The 23,144-nt window shown below is 73.7% G+C and carries 22 protein-coding genes and 1 riboswitch; of the genes, 10 read left to right on the plus strand and 12 right to left on the minus strand.

The window, feature by feature from the left end; genetic code table 11:
• Positions 1 to 89 precede the first annotated feature (89 nt).
• Entirely contained in the window at positions 90 to 365 is a 276-nt protein-coding gene (locus IE274_RS21425) for a hypothetical protein (RefSeq protein ID WP_190117490.1), read from the minus strand.
• 341 nt (positions 366 to 706) lie between these two features.
• On the opposite strand from IE274_RS21425, the gene IE274_RS21430 reads away from it, so the two are divergent.
• Positions 707 to 1,123, plus strand: a complete 417-nt coding sequence (locus IE274_RS21430; RefSeq protein WP_190117491.1) for a hypothetical protein — start codon at positions 707 to 709, stop codon at positions 1,121 to 1,123.
• A gap of 81 nt (positions 1,124 to 1,204) precedes the next feature.
• A complete protein-coding gene (locus IE274_RS21435; RefSeq protein ID WP_373305756.1) occupies positions 1,205 to 2,038 on the plus strand; it encodes an RNA polymerase sigma factor in 834 nt (277 codons plus the stop codon).
• A 78-nt stretch (positions 2,039 to 2,116) separates the two neighbouring features.
• Here IE274_RS21435 and IE274_RS21445 read toward each other — a convergent pair whose 3' ends face one another.
• Complete coding sequence (locus IE274_RS21445; protein ID WP_229909709.1) at positions 2,117 to 4,951, minus strand: MMPL family transporter; 2,835 nt, start codon at positions 4,949 to 4,951, stop codon at positions 2,117 to 2,119.
• Between the two features lie 280 nt (positions 4,952 to 5,231).
• Here IE274_RS21445 and IE274_RS21450 point away from each other — a divergent pair, with 280 nt between their 5' ends.
• A complete protein-coding gene (locus IE274_RS21450; RefSeq protein WP_190117789.1) occupies positions 5,232 to 5,897 on the plus strand; it encodes a response regulator transcription factor in 666 nt (221 codons plus the stop codon).
• Positions 5,898 to 6,028: 131 nt separating this feature from the next.
• Positions 6,029 to 7,594 (plus strand): sensor histidine kinase, encoded by a 1,566-nt coding sequence (locus IE274_RS21455; RefSeq protein ID WP_190117790.1) that lies wholly within the window; start codon positions 6,029 to 6,031, stop codon positions 7,592 to 7,594.
• Here the strand turns inward: IE274_RS21455 and IE274_RS21460 are convergent.
• Both IE274_RS21460 and IE274_RS21465 read right to left on the minus strand, forming a co-directional pair.
• Positions 7,560 to 8,924 (minus strand): metallophosphoesterase, encoded by a 1,365-nt coding sequence (locus IE274_RS21460; RefSeq protein ID WP_190117492.1) that lies wholly within the window; start codon positions 8,922 to 8,924, stop codon positions 7,560 to 7,562. The genes IE274_RS21455 and IE274_RS21460 overlap by 35 nt on opposite strands.
• Positions 8,925 to 8,926: 2 nt before the next feature.
• Positions 8,927 to 9,169, minus strand: coding sequence for an SCO4848 family membrane protein (locus IE274_RS21465; RefSeq protein ID WP_190117493.1), 243 nt, complete (start codon positions 9,167 to 9,169; stop codon positions 8,927 to 8,929).
• A gap of 130 nt (positions 9,170 to 9,299) precedes the next feature.
• Between IE274_RS21465 and IE274_RS21470 the strand changes: the two genes are divergently transcribed.
• A complete protein-coding gene (locus IE274_RS21470; RefSeq protein WP_372447071.1) occupies positions 9,300 to 10,559 on the plus strand; it encodes a D-alanyl-D-alanine carboxypeptidase family protein in 1,260 nt (419 codons plus the stop codon).
• Here IE274_RS21470 and IE274_RS21475 read toward each other — a convergent pair.
• Genes IE274_RS21475 through IE274_RS21490 form a run of 4 tightly spaced genes read right to left on the minus strand, consistent with a single transcriptional unit; the run spans position 10,510 to position 13,511 of the window.
• Complete coding sequence (locus IE274_RS21475; protein ID WP_190117495.1) at positions 10,510 to 11,532, minus strand: YihY/virulence factor BrkB family protein; 1,023 nt, start codon at positions 11,530 to 11,532, stop codon at positions 10,510 to 10,512. The genes IE274_RS21470 and IE274_RS21475 overlap by 50 nt on opposite strands.
• Positions 11,520 to 12,026 carry a GtrA family protein gene (locus IE274_RS21480; RefSeq protein ID WP_190117496.1) on the minus strand — a complete coding sequence of 169 codons (507 nt, stop codon included), beginning with the start codon at positions 12,024 to 12,026 and terminating at the stop codon, positions 11,520 to 11,522. The genes IE274_RS21475 and IE274_RS21480 overlap by 13 nt, the downstream gene beginning before the upstream one ends.
• A complete protein-coding gene (locus IE274_RS21485; RefSeq protein WP_190117497.1) occupies positions 12,023 to 13,009 on the minus strand; it encodes a decaprenyl-phosphate phosphoribosyltransferase in 987 nt (328 codons plus the stop codon). Before IE274_RS21485 ends, IE274_RS21480 begins: the two co-directional genes overlap by 4 nt.
• The gene (locus IE274_RS21490) at positions 13,002 to 13,511 is read right to left on the minus strand and encodes a phosphatase PAP2 family protein (protein WP_190117791.1); all 510 of its coding nucleotides are present in this window, start codon (positions 13,509 to 13,511) and stop codon (positions 13,002 to 13,004) included. The genes IE274_RS21485 and IE274_RS21490 overlap by 8 nt, the downstream gene beginning before the upstream one ends.
• Positions 13,512 to 13,741: 230 nt before the next feature.
• Here IE274_RS21490 and dprE1 point away from each other — a divergent pair, with 230 nt between their 5' ends.
• On the plus strand, positions 13,742 to 15,115 hold the full coding sequence (gene dprE1, locus IE274_RS21495) for a decaprenylphosphoryl-beta-D-ribose oxidase (protein WP_190117498.1): 1,374 nt from the start codon (positions 13,742 to 13,744) through the stop codon (positions 15,113 to 15,115).
• 249 nt (positions 15,116 to 15,364) lie between these two features.
• Complete coding sequence (dprE2, locus tag IE274_RS21500; protein ID WP_190117499.1) at positions 15,365 to 16,120, plus strand: decaprenylphospho-beta-D-erythro-pentofuranosid-2-ulose 2-reductase; 756 nt, start codon at positions 15,365 to 15,367, stop codon at positions 16,118 to 16,120.
• A 69-nt stretch (positions 16,121 to 16,189) separates the two neighbouring features.
• Here dprE2 and IE274_RS21505 read toward each other — a convergent pair whose 3' ends face one another.
• The 3 genes from IE274_RS21505 to trpS all read right to left on the minus strand — a co-directional run bounded on the left by IE274_RS21505 (position 16,190) and on the right by trpS (position 19,132).
• Positions 16,190 to 17,383: a hypothetical protein gene (locus IE274_RS21505; protein WP_190117500.1), complete on the minus strand. Its 1,194-nt coding sequence runs from the start codon at positions 17,381 to 17,383 to the stop codon at positions 16,190 to 16,192.
• A gap of 65 nt (positions 17,384 to 17,448) precedes the next feature.
• A complete protein-coding gene (locus IE274_RS21510) occupies positions 17,449 to 18,030 on the minus strand; it encodes a 2'-5' RNA ligase family protein (protein WP_190117501.1) in 582 nt (193 codons plus the stop codon).
• An 88-nt stretch (positions 18,031 to 18,118) separates the two neighbouring features.
• Positions 18,119 to 19,132, minus strand: coding sequence for a tryptophan--tRNA ligase (trpS, locus tag IE274_RS21515; RefSeq protein ID WP_190117502.1), 1,014 nt, complete (start codon positions 19,130 to 19,132; stop codon positions 18,119 to 18,121).
• A gap of 146 nt (positions 19,133 to 19,278) precedes the next feature.
• Between trpS and IE274_RS21520 the strand changes: the two genes are divergently transcribed.
• From IE274_RS21520 to IE274_RS21530, 3 genes are all read left to right on the plus strand, one after another.
• A complete protein-coding gene (locus IE274_RS21520; RefSeq protein ID WP_190117792.1) occupies positions 19,279 to 19,857 on the plus strand; it encodes an RNA polymerase sigma factor in 579 nt (192 codons plus the stop codon).
• Between the two features lie 5 nt (positions 19,858 to 19,862).
• Positions 19,863 to 20,780, plus strand: a complete 918-nt coding sequence (locus IE274_RS21525) for a hypothetical protein (RefSeq protein ID WP_229909710.1) — start codon at positions 19,863 to 19,865, stop codon at positions 20,778 to 20,780.
• Between the two features lie 133 nt (positions 20,781 to 20,913).
• Positions 20,914 to 21,627: a hypothetical protein gene (locus IE274_RS21530; RefSeq protein WP_190117503.1), complete on the plus strand. Its 714-nt coding sequence runs from the start codon at positions 20,914 to 20,916 to the stop codon at positions 21,625 to 21,627.
• A gap of 19 nt (positions 21,628 to 21,646) precedes the next feature.
• On the opposite strand, the gene glyA is transcribed toward IE274_RS21530, so the two are convergent.
• Positions 21,647 to 22,939: a serine hydroxymethyltransferase gene (gene glyA, locus IE274_RS21535; RefSeq protein WP_190117504.1), complete on the minus strand. Its 1,293-nt coding sequence runs from the start codon at positions 22,937 to 22,939 to the stop codon at positions 21,647 to 21,649.
• A 40-nt stretch (positions 22,940 to 22,979) separates the two neighbouring features.
• Positions 22,980 to 23,070: riboswitch (ZMP/ZTP riboswitch) on the minus strand.
• Between the last annotated feature and the right edge of the window lie 74 nt (positions 23,071 to 23,144).

Here is a 23,144-nt window from a genome sequence, read left to right on the forward strand (position 1 = left end):
TTCGCCATGATCAAGCCCCGCCAGCGTTAACAACGCTCGTGATCAATACACCTAGGGCCTGTCCGACAGGTCGGCGCGGCGTCCCCCCGCTAGTACAGCCCCCGAAGGACGAGGACGAAGGCGGCACAGCTCACCAGCACCGCCGCCCCGATCAACACCACCCGCCGGTCCGGCACTTCCCCCACGAGCCGCGCCCGCTCCGCCTCGCCCAGCTCCACCACCTCCTCGCCCGGCCCCTCCTCGCCCGGCCCCGCCACGGCCTCCTCGCCCAGCCCCGCGCCGACCTCCGCACCCAGCCCCGCCACGGCGTCCACGCCCAGCCCCATGTCGGCCTCGGAAAGCCCGGGAATCTCCAACCCCTCCACCGCTTCACCCCCTCCTCGCTCACCCCCGACGGGCACTCACCCGGTGGGCACTCACCCGGTGGGCGAGGCGGTTGTACAGCACGGTGGCGTTCCCTCACCACGCCCCACCGAAATCGGACATTCCACAGCGACTCACGGACAGCCGATCACGCCCAAAGGTTGTATGGACACGAGGAGTTGGGCGTGTGAGAAGGGACACCGGCGGCACCCGTGACGCCTGGGATCCTGGTTGCGCTTGTTAAGCGGAGAGCACGTGCGGTGCTCTCGCACACACGGGCGCGGAGTCAAAGGGGTGGGGAAGAGTGGCCGGTGAGGGGAAGAGACCGCCGAAAGCGGACGAGATGCGCGGATACACGCGGCGGTTCGTCGCGCATGTGACGGAGCGCAACCGATTGCCCTTGGACTTCTCCGTGCGGAGCCTGCGCGTCGTGGACTTCGTGCTCGACGGACTGCGCAAGGACGGCCGCGAACGGGCCGAGGTCGCGGGGACGCTGTTCGGGTTCGGGGCGTACGTCGGTGAGGTCCTGGTGCGCCGGGCGGGGGCCACGTGGATCGACTTCGACGACAGCCAGCGGGAGTTCTTCGGGCAGACCGTCGGCGTGCGGATGCCGGACGGGCGGGTGTGGAGCCCGCTGGGGAAGGTCGTCAACCGGTACGAGGCGGGGGCCGCGGAGTCCCTCCAGACCTTCTACCTGACGCTGCCGGGACGGCGGACCGCCGCGGTGCCCGAGGCGGAGCCGGAGCCCGCGCGGCGCTAGCGGCACGCGGCCGCACGGGGACGCAGGGCCATGGGGGGCACGGGCACGGTGCGCAGTGTCAGCGGGGGTTAAGAGGAGCGCGTGGGCGCGGGTGGGGACCAACAGCGTGAGGACCGAGGGCCGGACGGCCGCCGGGGGCGTACGAGGATCGGTGACGCGGCGCTGACCCGTGCCCTCGCCGCCGCCAAGGAGGGCGACGAGGCCGCGTTCGCGGCGGTGTACCAGTGGGTGCACCCGGGGCTGCTCGGCTATGTGCGCGGCATCGTGGGGGACGAGTCGGAGGACGTGGCGTCCGAGGCGTGGCTGCAGATCGCCCGTGATCTGCACCGGTTCACCGGCGACGGGGGCGACTTCCGCCGCTGGGCCGCCGTCATCGCCCGCAACCGCGCCCGCGACCACATCCGCCGCCGCCTGAGCCGCCCCCGGCTGAGCCTCGCCGACGGCGACGCCCTCGACGTACCGGACTCCCGTGACACCGCGGCGGAGGCCCTGGAGGCGCTGGCGACCGACGACGCCCTGGACCTGGTCGCCGCGCTGCCGCCGGACCAGGGCCGGGCCGTCTACCTCGGCGTGGTGATCGGCATGGACGGGCCGAGCGCGGCCCGTGTCCTCGGCAAGCGGCCGGGGGCCGTCCGGATGGCGCTGTACCGCGGACTGCGGCGGCTGCGGGCGCAGTTGACCGGTGAGACACAGCGGCAGCGGCCGGGCGGTGAGGCGCCGCGGAAGCGGCGGGGCGGCCCCGGGCGCGGTTCGTCGGGCGGCGGGCCCGACCCCGGGCGGGGGCGCTGTCCGCAGTGGCCGCACTGCCTGAGCAGCGGTGGCCGCCCCCACGGGTGGGCGGCCACCGCTGTGCCGGTTCCCCCGCTCGCCTTCCCGTGGGCTCGGGTCACGGGCGGGCGGGCGTCCCGGCGGTGAGGCCGGTGGGCGGGTGCAGCTCCGCCCACCCGCCAAGTCCAGGTCGGGTTCGGCCCGGGTCAGCCGGGCCGGTCCGGGTCAGGTCACGGCGTTCACCCCGCCGCCGACCGCCTCCACCAGCTCCAGGTCGTACGTCAACGGCCCGTCGCCGAGCATGATGTGGCGGGCCTTCGAGGCGTACCCGGGGGCTGTCGCCGAGAGCAGGTACACGCCGGGCGCGGGGGCGGCGAGGATGTAGGAGCCGTCGGCCAGGGACGACACCCGGTCCAGTTGGCCGCCGCCCTTGGACAGCAGGGTCAGGGTCACGCTGTGGATGGGGTCGCCGTCCGGCGTGATGATGAAGCCGTGGACGACGGGGGCGTGCGGTCCGGGCGCGCCGCCGGCCAGGGGGTCACCGCTTTCCATGGGTGCGTCGTCCTCCGTCGGTGTGCCGCGTCGCCCGGCCCTGCCGCGACGCCCGGATGCTCCGGGTGCGCGCGGGCCGGGGACGCCGGGGGTGCGGGCGCCGGGGGCAGTCCGGCGCCCGGGTCGGCAGGGGCCGTACGGGGTCGCGGACCCCTGGCCGTCGTAACGGGGCAGCGCCTTGGCCGCGTCCCCGGAGGTGCCGCGGCCGCCCGCCTCCGCTTCGTACGCGTGCGCGGCCCCGTAGGGATTCACCCCGGTGGATCCACTCACGCCCGCCGGGCCCCCCGGGCCGGGGGAGGCCGGAGGGACCGGCGGGCGTGGGGTACCGAGGGCCGCCGCCACCAGGACCTCCAGGTCCTCCGGGGCGGGCGGCTCCGCCTCCTCGGGCTCGACGGCCAGGTGCGGCAGCCGGCGGTCGAGCCAGGCCGGGAGCCACCAGTTGGCACGGCCGAGGAGGTGCATCGCGGCGGGCACGAGGGCCGTCCGCAGGATGAAGGCGTCGAGGGCGACGGCGACGGCGAGGCCGATCCCGGCCATCGCGCCCTCCCTGTCGCCGCTGAGGACGAACGCGGAGAACACGCAGATCATGATGAGCGCCGCGCAGTTGATGACGCGGCCGGTCTCGGCGAGGCCGACGCGGACCGCGCGGGCGTGGTCGTGGGTGTGCGTCCACTCCTCGCGCATGCGGCTGACCAGGAACACCTGGTGGCCCATCGACAGGCCGAAGAGCAGCGACAGCATCACGACGGGCAGGAAGGCCGTGCTGGGCCCCTCCTTGCCGAGGCCGAGCAGCTCGCCGCCCCAGCCCCACTGGAACACCGCGACGAGCACCCCGAAGGACGCGGCCGCCGCGATCAGGTTCATCAGGACCGCCGTCAGGGGCACCACGAGGGAGCGGAAGGCGATCAGGAGCAGCAGGAAGCCGAGCACGACGACGGCGCCCACGAAGTACGGGAGCCTCTCGGCCGTCTCCGCCGCGAAGTCCTTGAACACGGCGGTCACGCCGCCCACATGGGCGTCCGCCCCGGCCTCGGGCAGGACGTCGCCGCGCAGCCGGTCGATGAGCCGGTGCGTCTCCCGGGACTGCGGCGAGGTGGTCGGCACGACCTCGATGACGGTGGTGTCGGCGGTGGCGGAGGGCGGGGCCGCGTGCACGCGGGCGACGCCCTCGGTGTCGCGGATGCGCCGCACCAGGCCCGCGGCGGCATCGGGTCCCGGCTTGTCCACGACGACCTGGAGGGGTCCGTTGGAGCCGGGGCCGAAGCCCTCGGCGAGCAGGTCGTAGGCCTGCCGGGTGGTCGTCGACTCCTGGTGGGCGCCCTGGTCGGTGGCGCCGAGGCGGAGCGAGAGGAGCGGGATGGCGAGCGCCGCCATGACGGCGACCGCGAGCACGCCGACGGCGCGCGGGCGGCGCTGCACGAAGGCGGACCAGCGGGCGGTGCGGCCGCCGGGCCCGTCGGGCTCGGGCCCGGACGCGGCGAGGGCACGGCGCCGGCGGCGGCTGAGCACCCGTACGCCGAGGATGCCCAGCAGGGCGGGGAGCAGCGTGCTGGCGGCGAGGACGCCGAGCCCCACCGTCAGGGACGCGGCGATCACCACGCCGTCCAGGAAGCGCAGGTTCAGCACGAGCATCCCGGCGAGCGCGACGCACACCGCGCCGCCCGCGAACAGCACCGCGCGACCCGAGGTGTTGAGGGCCCGCACCGCGGACTCCTGCGGTGCCAGGCCGTGCAGGATGCCCCGGCGGTGCCGCGTGACGATGAGGAGGGCGTAGTCGATGCCGACGCCGAGGCCGATCAACGAGCCGAGCAGCGGCGCCACTTCGGGTATGTCCGTGACGTGGCTGAGCAGCATCGTGGCGAGCACGCCGGTGCCGACGGCGAACACGGCGGTGAGGATCGGCAGGAGCATCGCGAAGAGCGAGCCGAAGGCGAGGAGGAGTACGACGGCGGCGGCCGCGACGCCGACGGCCTCCGAGACGCCGACGGGCGGCTTCTGGGTGCGGGCGACGGCCTGGCCGCCCAACTCGACCTGCAGGCCCTCCGCTTCGGCGGCCCGGGCGGTGTCCACGACCCGCTGGATCAGGCCCTTGGGGATCTCGTTGGCCTGGCGGGCGAACGTGACCTGCGCGTACGCGATCCGCCCGTCGGCGCTGACCTGCGCGGCGGCGCCCGGCCCGGCCGCGTACGGGCTCGTGACCGCGCCCACGCCGTCCAGGGCGGCGATCCGCCGGAGCGCGGGCTCGATCCGGTCGCGGACGGCGCCCTCGCGGACCGAGGAGGCCGCACCGGTCTTCCACACCACGGTGTCGGTGTCGCCGCCGCGCTCCGGGAACGCCTTGGTCATCAGGTCGTGGGCGCGCGCGGAGTCCGTGTCGGGCAGGGAGAAGACGTTGGAGTACGCGGTGCCGGCGGAGCCGCCCGCGGCGGCCAGGCCGAACAGCGCGGCCAGCCACAGCACGACGACCGCCAGGCGGTGCCGGTAGCACCACCGCGCCCATGCCGCCACGACGCACGCTCCTTCGCTCCGTGTGGATTCCGGTTCCGGTCTCCGGTTGTGGTCCCCGCCGTCAGCAGTGGATTCCGGGGGTTCGCGCCCAGCATCAGGGGTCCGGTCGGCGAACGGCGCGTCACGGCCGTGATTCTCAAGGAACTCCAAGGGGAGGACTCGCCTTCCGCGCAACGCCCGTGCGGATACTGGGGACATGAGCCACGCCGAAGGTCATCGGGGAACAGCTGCCGCAGCCGCCTCGGCCGCCGGGCCCACGGCCGCGCGCGGTCGCGCGACCGTGCTCGTCGTCGAGGACGAGCCGTCCATCGCCGACGTCCTCGCCATCGCCCTGCGCTACCACCACTTCGACGTGATGACCGCGGGCACGGTCCGCGAGGCGCTCAGCGCCGCCGACCGCACCCGCCCCGACTGCGCGCTGCTCGACGTGATGCTGCCCGACGGCGACGGGCGCGCCCTGGGGCGGGAACTGCGGGCGCGGCGGCCCGATTTGGCGCTCGTCTTCCTCACCGCGCGGGACGCGCCCGCGGAGGTCGTGGGCGCGCTCGGCTTCGGCGACGACTACATCACCAAGCCGTTCAACATCGACGAGGTCGTGGCCCGCATCGGCGCGGTGCTGCGCCGGGTGCGCCCCCACGACGTACTGCCGCAGCGGCCGCCGTTGCGCTACGGCGACCTGGAGCTGGACGAGACGACGTACGTGGTGCGGCGCGAGGGCGGGTCGGTGCAGCTCACCCCGACCGAGTACGCGCTGCTGCGCTTCCTGGTCCGCAACGGCGGCCGGATCGTGCCCAAGGAGCAGTTGTTGCGGCATGTGTGGAACATCGAGCACGCGGCGGAGTCGACCGTCGTCGAGACCTACATCAGCTATCTGCGGCGCAAGCTCGACCAGGTGGGGCCGCCGCTGATCATGACGCGGCGCGGCGTCGGGTACGGGCTGGCATGAGGCTCCGCGCCCCCGGCCCGCGCCCCGCCTTCCTGCTGCGCACCCTGCTGCGCCCACGCGCCACCGCGCCCGCGCGCACCACCCCCGCCCGCGCCCCGCGCTTCGGCCGGGGGCCGGTCGGACGGTTCGGGATGGGCTCGCTGCGCGCCCGGCTCACGCTCGTGAACGTGGCGCTGCTCGCCCTCGGCATCGTGGCGGCGACCGCCGTGAGCCTGATGGGCATGCGGCACTATCTGCTCGACAACGTCGACTCCGAACTGACCGTGTCCCGCACGGCGTTGCGCAACAGCGGCCTCACCCTGGAGGAGATCCAGAGCCACACCGGCCTCAGTTCCCTGGAGCGGCTGTCGGAGGGCTCCAAGAAGGCCGACGGCCTTCGCCTCGTGGAGTCGGCGTTCCTGGCGGTGGACGCCTCGGGCACGCCCGTCGACATCGGCACGCTGCCGCCGAGCGCCCGCGAGTACGAACTGGCGCGGACCGTCGGCGACCCGAAGAGGTTCGCGCGCCACGCCACGCCGCAGGACGTGACGCTCGGCGGCGACTCCTACCGCGCGATCGGAGTGCGCCTGGAGGACGACTCGGTGCTGCTCATGGCGTCGTCGACGGAGAACGTGCAGTCGGGCGTCGGCAAGGCCCTCAAGCTCGACCTCGCCTTCGGCGCCGTCCTGCTCAGCCTGCTCGCGGTCCTCACGATGGTCGCCGCGCACCAGCGCCTGCGCCCGCTGGAGGACATGGTGGAGACGGCGTCCGCGATCGCCGACGGCGACCTGAAGCGGCGCGTGCCGTCCAACCGCGCCGCCGTGATGGAGACCGAGCAGTTGCGGCTCGCGCTCAACTCCATGCTCCAGCAGGTCGAGGCGGCGTTCGCGACGCGCGAGCGCAGCGAGGCCCAGCTGCGCCAGTTCGTCGCGGACGCCTCGCACGAGCTGCGGACCCCGCTGTCCGCGATCCGCGGCTACCTCCAGCTGTACGACAAGGGGATGCTGAGCACCCCCGAGGACCGCAGCCGCGCCTGGGACCGCGTCAACGCCGAGGCCGACCGCATGAACCACCTCGTGGCGGAGCTGCTCACCCTGGCCCGCCTGGACCAGCAGCCCGAACTCCGCTTCCGCTCGGTCGACCTGAGCCGCCTGGTGCGGGACGCGGCGGACGACCTGCGGGCCCAGGAGCCGGACCGGCCGCTCACGGTGTCCGCGGACGGCGCGATCCTCGTCCAGGCCGACGAGCAGGGGCTGCGGAAGGTGCTCGCGAACCTGCTGGCCAACGTCCGTACGCACACGCCCCCCGACGCGCCCGTGCGGCTCGCCCTCGTCCGGGCCGGTGACGTGGTCCGCCTGACCGTGGCCGACCGGGGGCCCGGTCTTTCGGCGGCCGACGCGGCCCGGGTCTTCGACCGCTTCTTCCGGGCGGGCCGGGGGGCGGGCAGCGGCCTCGGCATGGCCATCGTGCACGGGGTGGTGGGCGCCCACGGCGGTGGCGTCTCGGTCCATACGGAGCCCGGCGAGGGCCTCACCGTCCTGGTCACCCTGCCGCGCACGCCCGCCCCGCCCCGTCCGGCGCCGCCGCTTCCCACGGAGCCCCCGCACCGGGCGCCGCAGCCACCGGAGCGGGCCGCGGGCACGGGCGGCGCGTCCCCCGCCGAGACCTTCGGCCCCGGCCCGTTCACGCCCGCGGGGACGCCAGCTCCACCACCGTGATGTCGGACGGGGCGCCCACCCGCACGGGCGGGCCCCACGCCCCGGCGCCGCGCGTCACGTACAGCTGGGTGTCGCCGTAGCGCTCCAGGCCCGCGAGCGTCGGGTTGGCGAGGTCGGCGATGAAGTTGTTGGGCCAGAGCTGGCCGCCGTGCGTGTGGCCGGAGAGCTGCAGGTCCACGCCGTGCTCGACCGCGTCGTGGATGACGACGGGCTGGTGGGCCATGAGGACGGAGGTCCGGGTGCGGTCGCGGTCACCGAGCGCCTTGGCGAAGTCGGGCCCTTCGCCCTCTCCCTCGCCCTGTACGTCGTTGACCCCGGCGAGGTCGAAGTACGGCAGTTCGGTGCGGGCGTTCTCCAGGGGGCGCAGGCCCAGCTCCCGGACGTGGTCGACCCACTGGTCGGCGCCCGAGAAATACTCATGATTGCCCGTGACGAAGAAGGCGCCCTGACGCGCCCGTAGGTCCGCCAGGGGGCGGGCCGCCCCGGCCAGGTCCGCCACGTCGCCGTCGACCAGGTCGCCGACCACCGCGATCAGGTCGGGCTGGGTGGAGTTGACCGTGTCCACGACCCGGCGGGCGAAGCTCTCGCCCAGGACGGGGCTCAGGTGGATGTCGCTCACCACGGCGATGCGGTAGCCGTGCGCGGCGCGGGGGAGTTTGGCCAGCGGGACGGTGACGCGCTTGATCCGCGGGCCCTTGAGGACGTTGTACGTGCCGTAGCCGACCGTCGCAGCGGCTGCGGTGACCGCGGCGCCCGCCACCGCCCGGGACACGAACAGGCGCCGGGTCAGGTCCCCGGCCTCGCCCTTTCGGGGCTCCGCCCGGGCCTTCCGCCGTGCCCCTTCGGGGTCGTTCCGGTGTGGCCCTTCGGGCTGATGGGGCTGCGCCCCTGTCCCCGCTTCGCCGGCCTTTCGGGCCTCGTCCTCAAGCGCCGGGCGGGCTGGATCCGGCTCGCCCTCCAGCGCCGGACGGGCTGGATCCGGCGCCGGAACGCTCAGCGACGGCTCCCTGGACGTCAGCCAGCGGCGCAGCAGCGGACGCACCGCCTCCCCCGCCACCAACGCCAGCAGCAGATACAGCGCGAACGCCATCCACAGGAAGCCCGGCCACGCCAGGACCTGCTGGAGCAGGAACGGGGCGCCGCCGCGCTCCGCCGCCAGGGCCGCGAACATCAGGACCGGGCCCGCGAAGAAGACGACCGTGCCGATCCGGCGCCAGCGCGTGCGGGGGCGCGTGGTGTCGCGGACGACGCGGCGCCACACGTACCAGAGCAGCCCGCCGAAAGCGGCGATCACTCCTGCCCCGATGAGCACACCCAGAAGGACACCCATGGCTATGACGTTCGGCGCAGTGCCCGGACGCCACGGAACCCGATGGTCCCTACCACCGTCCCCAAGGCAAAGGAGACAACGGCGAGCGTCAGGTGCACCCAGAAGTAACCCGTCGGATCGCCCGCGTCGTCGAAGGCGAGCCCGCTGCCGTCCTTCCACAGGTTCTTGACGAAAGTGATCCAGATGAACCAGCTCCACACGCCGAAGGCGAGCAGGAACCAGGAGACGGGGCGGCTGAGCTTCATACGCTCAGTATCACGATCCGGCCTGCCGCGTGGCCTTCGGGGTGGGGCGTCCCGCCCTGGTGGGACGGCGGCGGGGGCCGACCCGACCTCGGCGGCGGAGGCCCCGGCGCGGCCCCGTACGCTTCCGTCCGTGCCTGTGTCCAAGAAGACCGCCGTGCTGCTCGCCACGGCGACGCTGCTGTCCCTGTCGACCGCCGCCCCCGCGTTCGCGGACGACAAACCGGGCGGCGGCGCCGATGAGACGGGCAAGCCGAAGCCGCCCGCGTCGATGTCGACCGTCGGCGGCGCGCGCCTCGGCAAGCCGGGTACGCAGGTGGACCTGCGGGGCGGCGCCCCGGTGCTGCCGAAGAAGCTGTCGGCCCGCTCCTGGATGGTGTCGGACGCCGAGACCGGCGAGGTCCTCGCCGCGCACAACCCGCACTGGCGGCTCGCCCCGGCCTCCACCCTGAAGATGCTGTTCGCGGACACGGTGCTCCCGAAGTTCCCGAAGACCCAGAAGCACAAGGTCGAGCTGAAGGACATGGAGGGCATCGGCGCGGGCAGCAGCCTGGTCGGCGTCAAGGAGAACGAGACGTACTCCGTCCACGACCTGTGGCTCGGCGTCTTCCTGCGCTCCGGCAACGACGCGGTGCACGTCCTGTCGTCGATGAACGGCGGCGTCGCGCAGACCGTCAAGGACATGCAGGCGCACGCCGAGGAGCTGCAGGCCCTCGACACCAACGTCGTCACGCCCGACGGCTACGACGAGAAGGGCCAGGTGTCGTCCGCGTACGACCTGACCCTCTTCGCCCGCTCCGGACTGCAGAAGAAGGACTTCCGCGAGTACTGCTCGACGGCCACCGCGAAGTTCCCCGGCCAGACGGAGAAGATCAAGAAGGGCAAGAACAAGGGCAAGACGAAGCGGGACCCCTTCGAGATCCAGAACACCAACCGGCTGCTGACCGGCGACCTGGGCATGGAGCCGTACAAGGGCATCGCGGGCGTCAAGAACGGCTCCACGACGAACGCGGGCAACACCTTCACGGGCGTCGCCGAGCGCGACGGCAAGGTGCTGCTCGTCACCGTCATGAACCCCGACTCCGGCGAGGACCACGCGGTCTACCGGGAGACGGCCCGCCTGCTCGACTGGGGCTTCGCCGCCAGCGGCAAGGTGAAGCCGGTCGGCGAGCTGGTCGCCCCCAAGGGCGCGAGCACGGGCTCCGGCAAGGGCGCGCCCAAGGGGCAGGCGGGCGGCGCCGAGAACGCGGCCAGCTCCTCCGACGGCAAGTCCGGCGGCATGGGCGTGGCGCTCGGCGTCACCGCCGGTGTGCTCGCGCTGATCGCGGGCGGCCTGTTCCTCCTCAACCGCCGCTGGCCGCTGCCCGACCTGGTGCGTCGCCGCCGCTCCTGACGGGCTTCGCGGGCTCCGCCGTCGTGGCGGGGCCCGCTGCGTCGGCCGTGGTGGCGGGGCCCGCTTCGGCCGCCGCCGCGGCGGGGTCCGTCCCGTCCTCGGTACGTTCCGTCTCCGCCGTGTCCCCGCCCCTGCGGGTCGCCGTCCAGGCCGCGCAGAACAGCAGCAGCTTCGCGGTGAAGTTGATCCACAGCAGCAGCGCCACGGGCGTACCGAAGGCGCCGTACATGCTCTTCGCCGCGACGCCCTTCATATAGCTGCCGAGCAGCACCTTCAGGAGCTCGAACCCGGCCGCGCCGATCAGCGCGGCGACGAGCAGCGCGCGACGGGGCGGCTGTACGCCGGGCAGCAGCGTCAGGACGTACAGCAGGAGCAGGAAGTCCGCGAGGACGGCGATGGCGAAGGCGAGGATCTGCAGGAGCACGCCACCGGCGCCGTCCCGGTCGACGCCGAGCTGGTCGGCCGTCCAGCCGACCGCCGTGGAGGCCACGGTGGAGGCGAGCAGCGAGGCGAGGCCCGCGCCGCCGAGCCCGGCGAGCACGACGAGGTCCTTGAGCTTGCGCAGGACCGGGTTCTCGTCGATGTCGTCGAGCTCCCAGACCGCACGCAGGCACTCCCTCATCGAGCCGACCCAGCCCACGCCGGTGAACAGCAGCAGCGCGCCCGCGACCACCCCGACGGTGCCCGCGTTGGCGATCAGGGCGTCCAGGTCGAGCTGGTCGGAGATCCCCGGCACCTGCTCGGAGATCTTGTCCTCGATGCGCTTCACCTGGCTCGTGCTGAGCGTGGCGGCGGCGATCGCGGCGGCCACGGTGATCAGCGGGAAGAGCGCGATGAAGCTGATGAACGTCATCGCGGCCGCGAGCCGGGACCAGTGGACGCGGTCGAGCCGTTCGTAGGAGTGCCACGCGTGTGTGCGCATGAGCCGCTCGACGAGCGGCCCGATGCCGGGGAGCTTCTTCAGCCAGTCCATGTCGTCTGCGTCACCTGTCTCGCCTGCCTCAGCTGTGCGGTTGCCGCGCCCCGGTAACGGAACACCAGGGTCCGGGTACCCCAGAATCGCAGGACGGTGGCCAGTGCCATCCCGATTCCCGCCCCGGAGACCGTGTCGGCGCGCCGCGAGGTGAGGCCCAGGCCGTAGTGCGAGACCGCCAGGCACAGCAGCTGGACGAGGGCGCCCGCGACGTTGACGGCGAAGAAGATCCCGTACTGGCGCAGCCGCGAGATCCCGTCCGGCGCGCCGCCGTCCGCCGCGTGCCGATAGGTGCCGAGGGCGTTGCCGGTGTACGCCACGCTGCATCCGGCCACGAACGACAGGGCCTTGGCGGTGAGCGGGTCGAGGCCGACGGGCCCGCGCAGCCAGAGGAAGAGCCCGAGGTCGGCCGCGTACGCGCACAGGCCGACCGCGGCGAACGCGGCCAGCTCGGGCCCGGCGGCGCGCAGCCGCCGGACCGGGGAACCCCTCACCAGTCCGCGACCGCGAACCCGTACATGGCGAGCCACACCAGGCCGATCAGCGCGAGCGCGCGGTCGCGGAGCACGACGTCCTCGGGCTCACCGGCCGTGCCCCGGTCGGCGAACACGGCGTACCGCAGGATCGCGAGGATGAAGGCGACCATCGACAACTGCCGCCACGGCAGCAGCCCGGCGCCCTCGATGCCGCCGCTCTCCATCGCCCACAGGCAGTACGCGAGGACCGCGACCCCGGCCGCGAGCTGCCACACGAACCGCAGATAGCCGGTCGTGTACTCGGTGAGCAACGCGCGGGTGGCGCCGATCCGTCGGGTCCGCCCGGCCGCCGCGGCCGCCGCCGCTGCCCGCTCCATCTGCACGGCCTCGGAGTAGCGCTTGGCGGACACCATGAACAGCGCCCCGAACCCGGTGGTGATCAGGAACCAGCGCGACAGCGGGATGCCGAGCGCGACCCCGCCGATCATCGCCCGCATCAGGAATCCGGTGGTGACGACGGCGAGGTCGACGACGAGGACGTGCTTGAGGCTCACGCAGTACGCGAGCTGCATCACCACGTACGCGCCGAGCAGCACCGCCGTGAGCGGGGTGCACAGGACGGCCGCGGCGGCGGGCGCCAGGACGGCGAGCAGCCCGCCGACGGCGTACGCGACGGCCACCGGGACCTGTCCGGCGGCGACGGGGCGACGGCACTTGGTGGGGTGGGCGCGGTCGGCGTCGGCGTCGCGGGCGTCGTTGATGAGGTAGACGGCGGCGGCAGCGGCGGTGAACAGGCCGAAGACGAGGGCGACTTGGGTCAGCGCGTGCCGCGAGAACAGCTCGCCCGCGGCGGCGGGGGCGGCGATGACCAGGACGTTCTTGACCCACTGACGGGGCCGGGCGGTCTTCAGGAGACCCAGCGGGAGGGCGACGGGGCCGGGTGGGGGGTGTCCGGGGCCGACGGGGGGTTTCCGCTCCAGGACGGCGGTGCGTTCAGCCATCGGTGCGGGCTCCCGTCCACGTGGCGCCCGCCCGGGCGGCGACGGCGCCGAGGGCCGCGCCCGCCGCGACGTCCGACGGGTAGTGCACGCCGACGACCATGCGGGACACGCACATCGCGGCGGCCAGCGGCGGCACGAGGCGGGCTCCGGCCGGGCGCAGCGCGCCGTACGCGACGGCGGCGGCGACGGCCGACGCGGCGTGCGAGCTGGGGAAGGAGTGGCGGCCCGCGGTGCGCACCAGGGGCTCTACGTGGCCGGGGCGCGGGCGCCGCACGATCCGCTTCACGCCCATGCTGGCCAGGTGCGCCGCCGCGGTCAGCGCCGTGCCGCGCAGCCAGTCGGCGCGCCGCTCCCGGTCGAGCGCGGCGCCCGCGAGGCCCGCGGCGAGCCAGAGCGCGCCGTGCTCGCCGCTCCACGACAGGGCGCGGGCGGCGGCGGCCACGCGCGGGTCGCGCCCGCAGTCGCGCAGCGCGGCCAGCAGCTTGAGGTCGGCGGCACGCAGTACGCCGAGGTCGGCGGCGTGCGGCAGTCCGCGGCCGACGGCACGCGGCACACCACCGCCCCCTGCTTCCCTCTCATCCACATTCCTCTGATTAATCACATATCGACTCTTCTACCAAATCCCTCAATAACTATGGCAATCTTGAATGACACTCCCTCAATCACCCATTTCGGTGAGGGGAGTCATGGAGGTGACCAACCCCTCCAATTACGGGCGATACGGTCACTGGCATGTCAGCGACCCCGCCATCAGCTCCCCCGCCGCCCCCCGTCCCCCTCTCCGGCTGGGGCCGGACCGCCCCCTCCGCCGCCCACGTCGTGCGCCCCCGCACGCACGAGGAGGCGGTGGACGCGTTGCGCGCCTGCGCCGAGCGCGGCGGCATCGCGCGCGGGCTCGGGCGCGCGTACGGGGACGCCGCGCAGAACGCGGGCGGCGCGGTCCTCGACATGACGGGCCTGGACCGCGTGCACGCCATCGACGCGGACGCGGGCACGGTGGTGTGCGACGCGGGTGTCTCGCTGCACCGCCTGATGGAAGTGCTGCTGCCGCTGGGCTGGTTCGTGCCGGTGACCCCCGGGACCCGGTACGTCACCGTCGGCGGGGCGATCGGCGCCGACATCCACGGCAAGAACCACCATGTGTCCGGCTCGTTCGCCCGCCACGTCCGGTCGCTCGACCTGCTCACGGCGGACGGCACGGTACGCACCGTCGAGCCGGGCACCCCTCTCTTCAACGCGACGGCGGGCGGGATGGGCCTGACGGGAGTGATCCTCTCCGCCGTGCTCCAGCTGCACCCGGTGGAGACGTCCCTGATGGCCGTCGACACCGAACGCGCCACCGACCTCGACGACTTGATGGCCCGCCTCACCGCCACGGACCACCGCTACCGCTACTCCGTCGCCTGGATCGACCTCCTGGCCCGCGGCGCCGCGACCGGCCGCGCGGTCCTCACCCGCGGCGACCACGCCCCCCTGGACGCGCTGCCCGCCCGCGCCCGCACCGCCCCCCTCGCCTTCCGCCCCCGGCAGCTCCCGGCCGCGCCCCGCTTCATCCCCGAGGGGCTCCTCGGACCGCGCTCAGTGGGCCTCTTCAACGAGCTCTGGTACCGCAAGGCGCCCCGCTCCCGCACCGCCCAGATCCAGAAGCTCGCCACCTTCTTCCACCCCCTGGACGGCGTCCCGCACTGGAACCGCGTGTACGGCCGCGGCGGCTTCATCCAGTACCAGTTCGTCGTCGGCTACGGCCAGGAGGAAACCCTCCGCCGCATCGTGCACCGCATCTCGGCCCACCGCTGCCCCTCCTTCCTCGCCGTCCTCAAACGCTTCGGCGACGCGGACCCCGGCTGGCTCTCCTTCCCCATGCCCGGCTGGACCCTGGCCCTGGACATCCCCGCGAACCTCCCGGGCCTGGCCCCGTTCCTGGACGACCTGGACACCGAAGTGGCCACCGCGGGCGGCCGCGTCTACCTGGCCAAGGACTCCCGCCTGCACCCCACCACCCTCACCACGATGTACCCCCACCTCGAGGCCTTCCGCACCCTCCGCCAATCCCTCGACCCCCACGCCCTCTTCCGCTCAGACCTCTCCCGCCGCCTGAACCTCTGACCCCCTGGAGCCCCCGCCCCAGCCCACCCCACAGCCCCACTCCAGCCCGCCTCCGGCGAAATTTTCAGCCCGTCCGGCATTTGAGGACGAGGCGCGAAGCGCCGATCGGGGCAACCCGTCCCACCCGAAGGGAACACCCCCCCCGGGGCCCGGGGCGGAGCCCCGGTTTCGGGAAGAGGCGGGACTGGGGAAAGCCCCGCAGGGCCACCACCCGCACCCCCCAACACCACACCCCCCAAAGGACCCCGAATGAAGGACGCCTTCGGCACCCCCCAGTCCCTGCTGATCCTCGGCGGCACGTCCGAGATCGCCCTGGCCACAGCCACCCGTCTGGCCACCCGCAGAACCCACAAGATCTGGCTGGCAGGCCGCCCCTCCCCCGCCTTGGAGAAGGCGGCGGAACACCTCCGCGCCCAAGGCGCGGACGCCCGCACGATCCCCTTCGACGCCCTGGACGCGGAGTCCCACCCGACCGCCCTCGGCCCCCTCTTCGAGGAGAACGAGATCGACATGGTGCTCCTGGCCTTCGGCATCCTGGGCGACCAGGCGAAGGACGAGGACAACCCCTTGGCGGCGGTAAGGGTGGCCCAGACGAACTACACGGGGGCGGTCTCGGCGGGCCTGATCTGCGCCCGCGCACTGCAGACCCAGGGCCACGGCTCCCTGGTGGTCCTGTCCTCGGTGGCAGGGGAACGAGCCCGCAGGGCGAACTTCATCTACGGCTCGAGCAAGGCGGGCCTGGACGCCTTCGCCCAGGGCCTGGGCGACGCCCTGCACGGCACGGGCGTGCACGTGATGGTCGTACGCCCCGGCTTCGTACGCTCGAAGATGACGGCGGGCCTGGAGGAGGCCCCGATGGCGACGACACCGGAGGCGGTGGCGGAGGCGATCGAAACGGGCCTGCGCCGCCGTTCGGAGACGGTCTGGGTCCCGGGAGCGCTCCGCGTGGTGATGTCGGCACTGCGCCACGTACCGCGCCCGGTGTTCCGCCGCCTACCGGTCTGACCGCGCCCCCGGAAACCCCCACCCACGCCGTCCGGCCCCGCCCCGGCCCGGTCCCGGGACACCCCCGCCTCAGGGCTCGTACACAGCCACCACAGGCAGCACCAACGGATTCCCGCTCTGCATCACATACACCTTCCCGCCCCCCACGAACCCCTTCGTCCCCGGCACCCGTCCCACCCGCTCGAACCACAACTGCTGCTTGCCGGCCGCGGTGACCGCGCCGGTGGCGGGCAGCCGCTCCCAGGGAACCTTGCGGCAGGATCCGTCGGCGGCGCGGAACCGGTGCCGTTCGAAGAGCACGCCACCCGCACCGTCGTGCGCGACGGGCGGCCGTGACAGGCAGGGGTCGGTGTCGGCGTCCGCCTGCCGCCGCCAGCGCGCGCCGTCCCAGCGGAGCAGGACGCGCTCGGCGGACGGCCCGGTCGGCGACTCGCCCTGGTCGAAGGAGTGCATGCCGTACGCCCACACCTCGTCGCGGGACACGGCGAGCACCCCGTCGAGGGAGGCGCCGGGCTCCGGCGGGGCGGGGTCGGGGAAGCGGTAGGCGGGCGTCGGCGTGAGCTTCCAGGCGCGGGCGCGGGCGTCCCAGCGCATGGCGGCGGGCTGCGTCGTCTCACCCCCGGCGCCGCCCACTCCGGGCCCGCTGTCGCGGTACCCCACGGCCCACACGTTGTCCCCGGAGCTCCCGTCGAGCCGGTTGGCGACGGCGGGCAGCGTGGTGACGGTCCAGCGGCTGCCGTCCCAGTGCGCGGCCTGTCCGCCGACGAGCGCCCAGACGTCGTCGGGCGCGAAGGCCTTGAGGTCGCCGACGGCACCCCGGACGGGCGGCCGGGGGACGGCGCGCCAGCGGGTGCCGTCCCAGCGGGCGATGCGGGAGCCGACCGCGGGCGCCACGCCGTGGAGCCACACGTCGTCGGGCCCGGACGCGTCGAGCCGGGGCTGGGAGACGCGTCCGCCCAGTGCGGCGGGCAGCGGGGTGCGCCGCCACTTGGCGCCGTCGTAGCGCAGCAGGTAGCTGTCGGGGCGCGCCGCGCCCTGGTCGGCGCCCGCCGCCCAGATGTCGTCGTCGGCGGCGGCCGCGACGGCCTCCACCGTGCCCCTGGCCTGCTTGTCGATGTGCACGATCTTCCAGGAGCCGCCCTTGGCGGAGCCCGGCCCGCCCGGCGCGCGGGATCCGCCCGCGTCGTCCGTGTCGCCCCCGGAGCCACCGCCGTCCCCGCCGCACCCGGCCAGGAGCAGCACTCCGGCGATCGCACTCGCCACGGCTCTGTACGCCTTCACCGAAGCCCCCGTCCGGCACCCCTCGGGTCCCCCCGAGTCCCGCCCGGTCAGCGGGCGGGCAGCGTACCCCGCGCGGCGGGGGCACCCGCCTGCGGGGGAACTGTCGTCCCCCCGAAGGCGAACTCACGGAGCTTCCGCCAGACCCCGTCGGCCCCCTGCTCGTAGAGCGCGAACCCGGTGCAGGGCCACTCGGCCTCGTACTCGGCGAGCTCTTCGAAGGCCCGGTCCATGGCTTCTTCGGCGATGCCGTGGGCGACGGTGACATGGGGGTGGTACGGGAACTGCAGTTCCCGTACGAGTGGGCCCGCGGTGTCGCGGACACGTTCCTGGAGCCAGGAGCAGGCCGAGCCGCCCTCGACGACCTGTACGAACACGACGGGCGACAGCGGCCGGAAGGTTCCCGTCCCGGAAAGCCGCATCGGGAAGGGCCGCCCCGCGGCGGCGACCGAGGCCAGATGGGCCTCGATGGCGGGCAGCGCCCCGGACTCCACCTCGGTCGGCGGCACGAGGGTGACGTGCGTGGGGATGCCGTGCGCGGCGGGGTCCCCGAAGCCGGCGCGCAGCTCCTGGAGGAGGCTGCCGTGTGGCTCCGGGACCGCGATCGACACACCGATCGTTACGGTCCCCACGTCGTACTCCTGTCGTCGTGTTGGTGGGCAGGGGGCGCCGCCGTGCCGGACGGCGGGGTGGTGCTCGGTCGGGTCGCTCGGGTGGGGCTCAGTGCTTGGCGGGCAGGAAGCCCACCTTGTCGTACGCCTGGGCCAGGGTCTCCGCCGCGACGGCACGAGCCTTCTCCGCGCCCTTGGCCAGGATCGAGTCGAGCGTCTCCGGGTCGTCCAGGTACTCCTGGGTGCGGTCCCGGAAGGGGGTCACGAACTCGACCATGACCTCGGCGAGGTCGGTCTTCAGCGCACCGTAGCCCTTACCGGTGTACTTCTGCTCAAGTTCCGCGATACCGGTGCCCGTGAGCGTGGAGTAGATGGTGAGGAGGTTGCTGACACCCGGCTTGTCCACGGGGTCGTACTTGATCACCGTGTCGGTGTCGGTGACCGCGCTCTTGACCTTCTTCGCGGTGGCCTTGGGCTCGTCGAGCAGGTTGATCAGGCCCTTCGGCGTGGACGCCGACTTGCTCATCTTGATCGCCGGGTCCTGCAGGTCGTAGATCTTCGCCGTCTCCTTGAGGATGTACGGCGACGGGACCTTGAACGTCTGCCCGAAGCGGCCGTTGAAGCGCTCGGCCAGGTCCCGGGTCAGCTCGATGTGCTGGCGCTGGTCCTCGCCGACCGGCACCTCGTTGGCCTGGTAGAGCAGGATGTCCGCGACCTGGAGGACCGGGTACGTGAACAGGCCCACCGACGCGCGGTCGGCGCCCTGCTTGGCCGACTTGTCCTTGAACTGCGTCATGCGGCTGGCCTCGCCGAAGCCGGTGAGGCAGTTCATGACCCAGGCGAGCTGGGCGTGCTCGGGGACGTGGCTCTGGACGAACAGGGTGCAGCGCTCGGGGTCGAGCCCGGCGGCGAGGAGCTGGGCGGCGGCGAGGCGGGTGTTCGCGCGCAGCTCGGCCGGGTCCTGCGGAATCGTGATCGCGTGCAGGTCCACGACCATGTAGAAGGCGTCGTGGGACTCCTGCAGGGCTACCCACTGGCGGACGGCGCCGAGGTAGTTGCCGAGGTGGAACGAGCCTGCGGTGGGCTGGATTCCGGAGAGCACACGGGGACGATCAGAGGCCATGCTCAGCATTCTCTCAGGTGTCGCCCGTTGGTCGGGAACTGGTGCGTGACGGGTGGGAACCGATTCGGTCCGGGCGGTGTACCAAGAGTGTGAGTGCACGGGGGAATGCTCTTCAGGCGGCTCCGGGGAGCGCGGCAGGGCGGGCGCTGGAGGGGGACGGCATCGGCGTCGACGAGGCGGCGGTCATCGCACGGGTGCGCGCCGGCGAGCCGGAGGCGTACGCCGAGCTGGTGCGCGCCTTCACCGGCGTGGCGCTGCGAGCGGCGGCGGCCCTCGGCGCGGGCTCGGACGCCGAGGACGTGGTGCAGCAGTCCTTCTTCAAGGCGTACCGCGCGCTCGGCCGGTTCCGGGACGGCTCGTCGTTCAAGCCGTGGCTGCTCTCGATCGTGGCCAATGAGACGAGGAACACAGTGCGTTCGGCGGCGCGACAGCGCTCCGTGGCGGGCCGCGAGGCCGCGCTGACAGAGGCGGATCCGCTGATACCGGAGTCGGCGGACCCGGCCGTGGCGGCCCTGGAGCGGGAGCGCCGCGCCGCGCTGCTTGCCGCCCTGGACCGCCTGGGCGAGGACCACCGCCTGGTCGTGACGTACCGCTATCTCCTGGAGATGGACGAGACGGAGACGGCCCAGGCCCTGGGCTGGCCGAGGGGCACGGTGAAGTCCCGGTTGAACCGGGCCCTGCGCAAGCTGGGACGACTGCTTCCGGAAGGGGGTGAGGGGAGGTGAGGGGCATGGGTGACCCAGACAGCACAGACAACACGGGCGACGCGGGTGCCGGGGGCGCCGAGCGGTCCGGCGGTGCGGGGCTGCCGGAGGAGCTGCGGGCGCTGGGGCGCTCGCTGGACCGGCATCCGGGCGAGGAGACGATGGTCGAGCGGGTGCTCGCGCAGATACGGGCCGAGGGCGCCGCGGTCCCCGAGCCCGAGCCGCCCGGCCGGGCCGAGGGGGCCCGCCATGGCCTGAGGCGCGTGCGGCACGGCGTGCGGGCCCGGTGGCGGGCGGTCGCCGTGTCCGTGTGCGGCCTGCTGACCGTGGCGGCGCTGACGCCTCCCGTGCGGGCGGCGGTCTTCGACTGGTTCGACTTCGGCGGGGTCGAGGTGCGGTACGACCCGTCGCCTCCGCCGCCCGCGGCGCTCACGCCGGGGTGCGGGGAGCCGTCGGTGTCGCTGGCGCGGGCCGAGCGGGAGGCCGGGTTCCGGCCCGCCGTGCCTGCGGCGCTCGGGAAGCCGGACGCGGTGGTGGTGACGCGGGAACGGGCGGGCCGTTCCTCGATCACGCTGTGCTGGCGTGAGCACGGCCGGACGGTCCGGCTCGACGAGTTCCCGGCCGCGCTCGACCCGGGCTATACGAAGCTGGTGCCGGGTCAGCCCGAGTGGATCGACCTCGGCAACGGCACGGCCTTGTGGTTCGCCCGCCCCCACCGGCTCGAACTGTGGCTGCTCGACCCCGACGGCGGGAGCTGGAAGCGGGCGGTGCGGCCCGCGGGCCCGACGCTGCTGTGGACGGACCAGCGGGAGCTGACGCTGCGGCTTGAGGGCGTGGGGTCGAAGGCGCGGGCGACGGAGATCGCGAAGTCGGTGCCGGAGCGGGCCGGGCAGCGCGGCGCGGGGACGGGTACGGAGCGGGGGCGGGACGGCGCCGGGGGCTAGGTGTATTGACTCGCAGGGTTGTTGACGCGGCTGATGGGTGGGTGGCCGCCGAGTGGAACCTGCGGGGCTCGGCCGGTGTACCAGAAGTGAGGCGGTGCGGAGGGGCCGCGCCGGGAGCCGCAGGGGGTCTCAGATGGGAACGGCGAGGGGACTGGCCGGGCTGGTCGTGGCGCTGGCCGTGCTGCTGCTGGGCGCGCCGCAGGCGTCGGCGGGCGGGCCGACGAGCGTGCTGATCACATCACCGGAGAGCGGAGAGACAGCGTCGTTGTACCGGGACCGGGAGGAGTACGCCGAGTTGGAGAAGCTGCTCGGCCCGACGGCCAGGGGAGAGAGCGAGCAGCCGCCGGGCCTGAGCCTGGGCGCGACGCGCCAGATCAATGTGACCTGGCTGGTGCACGACGTGAGTCCGTGGCGCGTGGACCGGGTGTATCCAGAGCCGTCGGCCACCGAGGACGCGGCGATATGGATCCACACGACGACGGACACGGAGACGATGAAGGGGTACTGGCACCGGTCTCCGGACCCCTCGGCCCTGCGGTCCCTCCTGAAGGACCTGGGCCTGATGGGCAAGCTGTCCGAGCGGAACCACGCGGGGATCCGCCCGTCGGACGTGGCACCGCCACCCGAGCCGGAGAGCCCGGCCCCCGCCGGAGTGGCCGCCCAGGGCAAGGGCGACGCGGACCGACGGGGCCCGGACGGGGACGGCACGGGCTGGCAGTGGGCGATACCGAGCGGGGCGGCGGGCCTGGCGGCGGGAGCGGCCGCGATGCACCTGCTCCGCCGCCGCGACGACGGGCCCGAGCACGGCGGGGACGAGCCCCCGCGCCAGGAGCTGCTCGACGCCTGACCCCGCCCCGCCGGGCAGCTCAGGCCCTGGGCAGGCCGGGGGCCGGGAAGGCCGCCATCAGCTCGGCGACCTCGCCGCGGATCTTCTGGAGTGCGTCCTCGTCGCCGGACCCGGCGGCACGGACCCCGCGGTCGATCCAGTCGGCGACGGTGGCCATGTGCTCGGTGCCGAGGCCGCGGGACGTCAGGGAGGGGGTGCCGATGCGCACGCCGGAGGGGTCGAACGGCTTCCGGGCGTCGTAGGGGACGGTGTTGTAGTTGACGACGATCCCGGCCCGGTCGAGGGCCTTCGCGGCGACCTTGCCGGGGACGTCCTTGGGGGTGAGGTCCATCAGGACGAGGTGGTTGTCGGTGCCGCCGGAGACGAGGTCGAAGCCGCGGGCGAGGAGGGCGTCGGCGAGGGCCTGGGCGTTGGCGACGACGGCGTGGGCGTAGTCACGGAAGGAGGGTTGGGCGGCTTCGTGGAGGGCGACGGCGATGGCGGCGGTGGTCTGGTTGTGGGGGCCGCCCTGGAGGCCGGGGAAGACGGCCTTGTCGATGGCCTTGGCGTGCTCCTCGCGGGCCAGGAGCATGGCGCCGCGGGGCCCGCGCAGGGTCTTGTGGGTGGTCGTGGAGATCACGTCGGCGTGCGGCACGGGTGAGGGGTGGGCGCCGCCGGCGATGAGCCCGGCGATGTGGGCGATGTCGGCGACGAGGACGGCGCCGGACTCGCGGGCGATCTCGGCGAAGGCGGCGAAGTCGATGGTGCGGGGCAGGGCGGTGCCGCCGCAGAAGATCAGCTTCGGTCGTTCCTTCAGGGCGAGTTCACGGACGGCGTCGAAGTCGACGAGGCCGGTGTCCTGCCGCACGGCGTACTGCACGCCGCGGAACCACTTGCCGGTGGCGGAGACACCCCAGCCGTGGGTGAGGTGGCCGCCCATCGGCAGGGCCATGCCCATGACGGTGTCGCCGGGCTCGGCGAAGGCGAGGTAGACGGCGAGGTTGGCCGGGGAGCCGGAGTAGGGCTGGACGTTGGCGTGGTCGGTGCCGAAGAGGGCCTTGGCGCGGGCGACGGCGAGGCGTTCGACCTGGTCGATGTTCTGCTGGCCCTCGTAGTAGCGGCGGCCCGGGTAGCCCTCGCTGTACTTGTTCTGCAGGACGGTGCCGGAGGCTTCGAGGACGGCGCTGGAGACGTAGTTCTCGCTGGGGATCAGGCGGAGGGTGTCGGCCTGGAGGCGCTCTTCGACGCCGACGAGGGCGGCGAGTTCGGGGTCGGCGGCGGCGAGGGCGGGGTGCTGGTGGGCAGGGGTCTTGTGGGCAGCGGGTGGCGTCATGGCGTCCTCCGGGGCGAGCGGTGAAATGTCCGGTCGTGGTCCCGGGTGCCCAGGCGGGCGGCACCTCGAAGGCGTTGCCTCGCACGGCTCCCTCAGGGTCATTTCCCTGTGCGCCAGTCGCCGTGCTGTGAAAAACCAGCCTATCGGGCGCTCCATCCTGTCGTGGTCCTTAGTCCAGGATGCGAGCGACGATAGGAATTGGGTC

This window comes from Streptomyces flavofungini (genome assembly GCF_014650815.1).
Lineage (GTDB): Bacteria > Actinomycetota > Actinomycetes > Streptomycetales > Streptomycetaceae > Streptomyces > Streptomyces flavofungini.

Bases quoted from the DNA above. Each gene is read 5' to 3' on its own strand.
- IE274_RS21525 (WP_229909710.1), top strand. From the start codon at position 19,863: ATGGGTGACCCAGACAGCACAGACAACACGGGCGACGCGGGTGCCGGG.
- IE274_RS21530 (WP_190117503.1), top strand. From the start codon at position 20,914: ATGGGAACGGCGAGGGGACTGGCCGGGCTGGTCGTGGCGCTGGCCGTG.
- IE274_RS21485 (WP_190117497.1), bottom strand. From the start codon at position 13,009: ATGGCTGAACGCACCGCCGTCCTGGAGCGGAAACCCCCCGTCGGCCCC.
- dprE1 (WP_190117498.1), top strand. From the start codon at position 13,742: ATGTCAGCGACCCCGCCATCAGCTCCCCCGCCGCCCCCCGTCCCCCTC.
- IE274_RS21455 (WP_190117790.1), top strand. From the start codon at position 6,029: ATGGGCTCGCTGCGCGCCCGGCTCACGCTCGTGAACGTGGCGCTGCTC.
- trpS (WP_190117502.1), bottom strand. From the start codon at position 19,132: ATGGCCTCTGATCGTCCCCGTGTGCTCTCCGGAATCCAGCCCACCGCA.
- IE274_RS21475 (WP_190117495.1), bottom strand. From the start codon at position 11,532: ATGGACTGGCTGAAGAAGCTCCCCGGCATCGGGCCGCTCGTCGAGCGG.
- IE274_RS21465 (WP_190117493.1), bottom strand. From the start codon at position 9,169: ATGAAGCTCAGCCGCCCCGTCTCCTGGTTCCTGCTCGCCTTCGGCGTG.
- IE274_RS21460 (WP_190117492.1), bottom strand. From the start codon at position 8,924: ATGGGTGTCCTTCTGGGTGTGCTCATCGGGGCAGGAGTGATCGCCGCT.
- glyA (WP_190117504.1), bottom strand. From the start codon at position 22,939: ATGACGCCACCCGCTGCCCACAAGACCCCTGCCCACCAGCACCCCGCC.
- dprE2 (WP_190117499.1), top strand. From the start codon at position 15,365: ATGAAGGACGCCTTCGGCACCCCCCAGTCCCTGCTGATCCTCGGCGGC.
- IE274_RS21430 (WP_190117491.1), top strand. From the start codon at position 707: ATGCGCGGATACACGCGGCGGTTCGTCGCGCATGTGACGGAGCGCAAC.